This window comes from Helicobacter sp. 13S00482-2, from assembly GCF_002272795.1.
Classification (GTDB): domain Bacteria; phylum Campylobacterota; class Campylobacteria; order Campylobacterales; family Helicobacteraceae; genus Helicobacter_J.
Genome location: NZ_MLAT01000033.1, coordinates 1 through 6418, shown reverse-complemented (window position 1 = coordinate 6418; position 6418 = coordinate 1). Strand labels below are relative to the sequence as shown.

Genomic DNA, 6418 nt, shown 5'->3' with positions numbered 1-6418 from the left:
GTAGTAGAACCCTTTATCGAATTAAAGCACTTAGAGATTTCTATGATGTTAAAAAAGATGATTTAGGCGGATACATTGAAAGTGAAAACAATTTATCTCATGAAGGTGATTGTTGGGTGTATGATGATTCTATGGTTTATGGAGAAGTGACATTTAAGGAAAATGCTACAATTTCTGGCAACGTTTCTTTCTTTGCCTAATGAAACTTCTAGCAACCTTATGGGTATATTACTTCAATCAAAAGCTCCACAGAGCCAAGAAATATTTTGGCTCTAATAGAGTTATATATGGCTTGGTTTAATGGAACTTTTTAGTTCCAAATATTTTTTAAAGGAGGCAATATGCCAACAAATGTAAAAAGAGTTTATGGGAAAGAGAGAAATATAGGTAGTGTGCTTTATGATGCTGAAAGCAAAAAAGTCTTTATGAGCATTGAGCTTGGTATTTTTGGGAAACAAACTTTAGATTTAAAACAAAATGAAGATGGTAGTTTTCAAATTATCAAAACCATTTTTAATAAAACTGAAAATTCCAATAAAGAGCTCAACTTTGGAAGATTATTTCCTGCTAAAAATAAAAATGGTCAGATAGTTGAAGGTATTTGTACTGGTCTTTTAGGATTATTAACAGAATATGATAAAGAGATTCAAAAAAACCTAATCACTACTAGCGATGCCTTAAGAATTTCTACTCATAAAAATAAAGAAAAACGTCGGTTAGGAGAGTCTAAACTCTATCAAGTAGGTTTTATCAAAGGACAATTTGCAATTGAAAAGAGAGAGGAGAACGGAAATTTGAACAATCAAAATGAACTCAATGATCCTATCGTTGAACCCAATTTTGAAGAATCAGAGATTCTTAATGAAGAGATTCCATTTTAATTATTTTTCACAGAGGAGATTTACTCCTTTGTGAATAAATCTCTTTGATGGAACATAATTGTTCTAGCATACTTTAAGCCCAAGGTTAGGGATAGATTTTTATCCCTAATTGGGATAATTCTATTTCCTTCAAAAAATTTGCTTTTGCAAAATAGGAGATACTATGAAAAAAATAAAGCGAGATGCCACAATTTTGGCAAACTATAAAAGAGAAATAAATCTGCAAACTAGGTTTGTAAGAGATAATTCTAAATATACAAGAAAAGCTAAACACAAACAAAGACTTTTCTAAAACCAAAATCAGTCTTAGTTGCATTTTTAATGCCAATCACCCAGTGGGAAAATTCTTCCCATATGGGAGTTTTTACCTTCTGTGGTTTTCTATCATATAAAGGTAAAAACAATGATGGACATAAATCAAATTTTTAATGACACTGTCAATAAAATGACAAAATACTTCAGCACCAAACAAGCTAAAAAAACCAATCAAAATCTTCAATGGCTAGAACAAAAACTCAAATCTCAAATTTCGAGTGCCTTAAAAATCTCTCAACATTTTAAAGAAAGAGTCGTTCAACGTTTCAGCGAAGATGAGAAGGAAAAATTAGCTAGTGCTATTAGTAGAAGTATTCGTAATACAAAACCACTTGAAGTTAGAGGTATGCATTTGGCAAAAGCACAAAAATTCATTGATGAAGCTACAAACTTTGTTATTGTCCTAGAAAGGATGGGTGAATTTGGAGCAACATTAATTACGAGCTTTGTTTTGGGAAAAGAAAATTTACTTAGCGATGAGGAAATTTATGAACTTAAAATGAAAGGAATTTTGTAATGTTCTTAGTGTTTTTGATGATAAAAATCTTTTTGATTTTTTATCTATTTTTATGCATTGCCTTTTTGCTTTTTACTTATAAATCCCTCATAAAGGAATTTAAAAAGTCAAACCTTGAACTTAAATGGTATTTATGGATTAAGTATTTTTTCACAAGTCCTGCAATTTTTGTAGGAATTCTTATTCAAATTTTAAAAACAAAAGGAAAAAACAATGAATGAAAGAAATTTATTTAGTTATTATGGTGTCAATTTGTCTGAAGAGACCGAAGAAATCAATAAGGCATTTTGGCGTGATGCACAAGTTCAGATTAAAAAAATCATTCGTAATGATCGAACAATCTGGAGAGTTATTCAGATAGAAGAAAAAGAAGAACCTTATTACGTAGATTTTGATAACTATGAAGAAGCTAAAGAAAGTTTTAATTTCTGGAGTAGCACTTTGGAAAATAAAAATGTTGATTTAGCATCAATTCCAGAATTTCAGCTTAGAAGTTAAAAACTCAAGCTTATTGATATTGTTAATTAAAATCAAAAAAGGAAAAATGAATGGAAAAAAATGTAGTAACCACAAAAGAAAATCCTATTGCCAAAATTTTGGCGGAGGAAAGTATCAAAAAAAGTTTTAATGATCTTTTAGGAAGCAGCAATGAGGCAAAAAGATTTAGTGCTATTCTTATGAATATCGCATTAGAGCCAAAGCTCATTGAATGTTCTCCTCAAAGCATTATCAATAGTGCCTTAAAGATTGCAGAGTTAGGATTATCAATTGCAAAACACCTAGGTCAAGCCTATATTGTAAAATATAGAGATGACGCAGAAACAATCATTGGGTACAAGGGCTGGTTAAGTCTTATTGAAAGAGCAGGAAAAAGTGTGAAAATTAATCCCGTTTATTCTTGCGATAAGTTTCAAATGATTGTTAATGGTTTTGATGAAAAAATAAATCTCATTCCAAATTATGAAGCTAGAAAAGATGAAGATGATAATTGGGTAAAACAAAATCTAAAAGGTATTTTGGTTTCGATTAAAGATCACAATACGCTTTTAGTAACTAACCAATTTGTACCATTTCCAAAAATTCAAAAGATTATGGGAATGAGTGCGTCTTCTCAATCCAAATACTCCCCTTATCAAAATTGGGCTATTGAGATGTTTCAAGCAAAAGCTATTAAGTATGTTTTATCCAAAACACCAATAAATGATACTATTGCAAAAGCCATTGAAGTAGATAATAAAATTGATAAAGAAGAAGTTTTGGAAAATATCCAAAAGAATATTCCTAAAAAAACTTTCCTCGAATTAGAGACTGCTTTAAAAGCATTTGGACTTCAAGTTCGTTTGCATCAGAATTTAGCAATTATCGTGGGAAATACATTTCAAAAGGAGCATTTGCTTAAAGATTTAGGATTTATTAAAAACCAAAAAGGCGAATGGGTAAGTGAAGTAGTTTTTGATGAAGCTGAAAACAAAATAGCTTTAGAAGAAGATAAAATTCAAGAACCTAAAACCCAAGAGGAACTTTTTAAATCTTTAGATTTTTTAGGCCTTCAAAGTGAAATCAATAAAAATTCCAAAAACGAAACTTGGATAAAAATTTCAGCTGGTAACACTGATGGACTTGAAAAAATATTGAAACAAATGGGTTTTGCTTTATATAAAAATACTTATGTAAAGAATATTACCCATCTAGCTAATGAAGATTTAAATACCTCAATTCAAGAGGAAGCAAATGCTGTTTTCTAATAAAGGAGTTAGCAATGAAAGCAGATCGAGAATGTGTCGCCCAAGCCCTAGATTCTTTAGGATATCAAATTGATAGAACCTGGAAATTTAGACTTAGAGATGATGAGAGAACGCCTTCAGCTTTTATTAACAAAGATGGATACATACATGATTATGGTAGTGGATTTCACGGAGACTTAGCAGAGGTTCTAAAAGAATATCACCATTTTTCTTTAGCTGAAGCATTTAAAAAAGCTAGAGAACTCTTAAATATGCCTGTAGAAATAGATTTTTCACAACATATCAAAAAAGAAGACTTTAAGAAGGATAAACCTATGAATGAAAAATACCTTGTGTGTTTTGCAGAAAATAGAAAAACTCACTTTGATGAATATTCAAAATTACTCAAAGGACTTTTGGTCTCTGTTGGTTCTAAAAAAAGAAGAATGGAGATTGCTTTAAAATATGAAATTGGTTATTCAAAAGCTTATGAAAAAAATGGTAAAACATTTCCTCCAAGATTAATAATGCCTATCAGAAACGAATTAGGAGAAATTGTTACTCTATGGAAATACAACCCGTTTTTAGAGCCTAAAGAAAAGCTAAGATATACTAGAGGCAGAAAAAGATGTGCTTTTAACATTAAAGACTTGCTTGAGTATCAAAAAAATCCAGATAAACTCATCTACATTTGCGAAGGCGAAAAAGATGTTTTAAATGCAGTTGCCTATGGGATAAATGCGATAACACCTGGAGGAGCTTCATGTCTATTTGAGGAAAAACAACTTCATTTTTTTGAGGGATTACGTATTGTAATTCTAGGAGATAATGACGATTCAGGAGAGAAATTTAATGAGAGAATTCAAGCACAACTAAAACCTGTTGCGAAACATACTAAAAAACTTAATTGGCTTGAATTTTTAAAATTCAAAGGAGAGGATTTTATTCCCCCTAAGGGTTTTGATTTAAGTGATTATTTAAAAATGAAAAACATAAAAACAAAGGAGTAGAAAGTGTTATTTTTCCCAATAAAATTAGATGGAAATAGATATAAGAGGACTGAATCTGAAACAAGACTCATCTTGATGCTTACAAAAGATTTTTTAATATCAAATGAGCTACAAAATGGCAAAATAGAAGATATTAAAGATTTTATTGATCAAGCCTTAGATGAAACCCCTATAGAAGATTTTGATATGAATCTGATTAAGGAATGTAAATGAAAAAAACAGATTTAATCATCAAGAGAACAAAACATTTTTGGAAGAGGCTTGAAGAAAGAGATATTGATCTCTCTGCTCTTCTTGATGTCTATTCTAAAGCAGCACAAACTAAAGCTGGAAACTACATTATTGGTTCTAATCAGAACTCTAGTATTGTTGCTAAGAAGATTAGTTCTCAAAAAGTTCTATTAATAACAGCTTATGAAAACAATAAAAGAATCAAAGGATAAAAATATGGTACAATACACTCAAAATTCAAAAGGAGAAATGATGTTATATGGTAGTCGCATACAAGGAATGACTGAAGAAGTTTATAATATTATCTATAATACATTCCCTGATAAGAATCAAGCCAATGGTGTTGTTTCTGCTTTTGAAAAGGTCTTGTTAGAATTAGATATTAAAAACAAGAATGCTTTTGACGAAAAACTTGATATGATTGTTTTTAGAGTTAAAGAAAAATTAGGTGAAGAATTTGCAACTAAAGCAGATTTAAGAGCCGCTTTTCTTGAGCTTGAGCTTAAAATTGCTCAATCTGAATTAAAACTTACAAACATGATTAAAGCTGAAAGTGAAAAAGTCAGAACTGAACTCAAGCAAGATATTGCAGAAGTCAGAACTGAACTCAAGCAAGATATTGCTGATGTCAAAACTGAACTCAAGCAAGATATTGCTGATGTCAAAACTGAACTCAAGCAAGATATTGCTGATGTCAAAACTGAACTCAAGCAAGATATTGCAAAGGTTGGAACTGAATTAAGACAAGCTATCAAAGAAACAATATCTCAAAGTTTTGATGACAAACTAAAATCTTTTAAATATTCCATCATCGGTTGGTTTGTTGGAATTGCTATTGCTGCTATTGGAGCAATTGGAACAATTATTAAAATGTTTTAAGTATTTTAAAAATCCTTAGCTTGGCTTTGGATTTTCCTCTTTGAGGTTTATTAAGAGCTTAATGGAGCTTTTAATTGATTTCAAAAAGAAAACAAATAGGTCTTCTTGTTGATATTACCCCATAAAAAAATCTAAGGAGAAGTAATGATTACCGACAGATTAGGTCAAGCCGATAGCATCATATTTACAAAAGAGTTTGCAACCAAATCAGATTTAGAGGCAATAAAAGTTATCTTAGAAAGACAATTTGCTGAGCTTAAGCAAGATATAGCTAGATCAAGAGTTGATGTTGAAAAAACTAGAACTGAAATAGCAAATGTTAGGACTGGAATAATTGATGCTAAATCGGAACTCAATAAAAAAATCAGAGAAACAAGATCTCAGCTTTACCAAGAAACCATAAAAACAAATTCTAAACTTATAGATATTAAATCCACAGTAGGAATGATTAAATTTAATCAAGAACTAAATTCTTTGGGATTTTGTATAATGATAGGAACTGCTGCAGCTAGTATAGCAGTTATTGGAATAGTAGATATAGTTAGTAAGATAATTACTAAGTTTTTTTAATTTTTTAAAATTACCTTCAAGGTAAGACATCTAGCTTATCCAATGCTTCTAATTTACCAGTTTCATTAACTCTTGAGTAAAATTTAGCGGTTGTTGCGATATTAGAATGTCCTAATATATCTTGGATAATTTGGATATCTATACATTTTTGGCTACTTTAGCTACAACATTTTTTTGCAACATGTTATATTTTTTATGCTACAATAAAAACATAAATTTTTTACCATTTTTTTGGTCAGGTCTCTTAGAGCACCCTTAGCGTTCAGCTATAAATCGAGCAAACCTGCAATC

General features: G+C 30.4%; 12 protein-coding genes. All 12 read left to right on the top strand.

All coding sequences use genetic code 11. The features are described 5' to 3' along the window. The coding region (locus BKH42_RS08830; protein ID WP_219349854.1) for a hypothetical protein at positions 1-200 on the top strand (200 nt) is incomplete at its 5' end. A 141-nt stretch (positions 201-341) separates the two neighbouring features. Next, complete coding sequence (locus tag BKH42_RS08825) at positions 342-881, top strand: hypothetical protein (protein WP_095296238.1); 540 nt, start codon at positions 342-344, stop codon at positions 879-881. Between the two features lie 163 nt (positions 882-1044). Further along, positions 1045-1173 carry a hypothetical protein gene (locus tag BKH42_RS09900; RefSeq protein ID WP_257874301.1) on the top strand — a complete coding sequence of 43 codons (129 nt, stop codon included), beginning with the start codon at positions 1045-1047 and terminating at the stop codon, positions 1171-1173. A gap of 114 nt (positions 1174-1287) precedes the next feature. After that, the gene (locus tag BKH42_RS08820; protein ID WP_143428606.1) at positions 1288-1713 is read left to right on the top strand and encodes a hypothetical protein; all 426 of its coding nucleotides are present in this window, start codon (positions 1288-1290) and stop codon (positions 1711-1713) included. Beyond that, complete coding sequence (locus tag BKH42_RS08815) at positions 1713-1934, top strand: hypothetical protein (RefSeq protein ID WP_095296236.1); 222 nt, start codon at positions 1713-1715, stop codon at positions 1932-1934. Before BKH42_RS08820 ends, BKH42_RS08815 begins: the two co-directional genes overlap by 1 nt. Next, entirely contained in the window at positions 1927-2211 is a 285-nt protein-coding gene (locus tag BKH42_RS08810) for a hypothetical protein (RefSeq protein WP_095296235.1), read from the top strand. Before BKH42_RS08815 ends, BKH42_RS08810 begins: the two co-directional genes overlap by 8 nt. A 50-nt stretch (positions 2212-2261) precedes the next feature. Continuing rightward, on the top strand, positions 2262-3458 hold the full coding sequence (locus BKH42_RS08805; RefSeq protein WP_095296234.1) for a recombinase RecT: 1197 nt from the start codon (positions 2262-2264) through the stop codon (positions 3456-3458). A gap of 14 nt (positions 3459-3472) precedes the next feature. Beyond that, on the top strand, positions 3473-4447 hold the full coding sequence (locus BKH42_RS08800) for a toprim domain-containing protein (protein ID WP_095296233.1): 975 nt from the start codon (positions 3473-3475) through the stop codon (positions 4445-4447). Between the two features lie 3 nt (positions 4448-4450). Further along, a complete protein-coding gene (locus tag BKH42_RS08795) occupies positions 4451-4660 on the top strand; it encodes a hypothetical protein (RefSeq protein ID WP_095296232.1) in 210 nt (69 codons plus the stop codon). Then, positions 4657-4890 (top strand): hypothetical protein, encoded by a 234-nt coding sequence (locus BKH42_RS08790; RefSeq protein WP_095296231.1) that lies wholly within the window; start codon positions 4657-4659, stop codon positions 4888-4890. The genes BKH42_RS08795 and BKH42_RS08790 overlap by 4 nt, the downstream gene beginning before the upstream one ends. 4 nt (positions 4891-4894) lie before the next feature. Then, on the top strand, positions 4895-5557 hold the full coding sequence (locus BKH42_RS08785) for a DUF1640 domain-containing protein (RefSeq protein ID WP_095296230.1): 663 nt from the start codon (positions 4895-4897) through the stop codon (positions 5555-5557). Positions 5558-5701: 144 nt separating this feature from the next. Next, positions 5702-6127 carry a hypothetical protein gene (locus tag BKH42_RS08780; protein ID WP_095296229.1) on the top strand — a complete coding sequence of 142 codons (426 nt, stop codon included), beginning with the start codon at positions 5702-5704 and terminating at the stop codon, positions 6125-6127. The last annotated feature ends 291 nt before the right edge of the window (positions 6128-6418 follow it).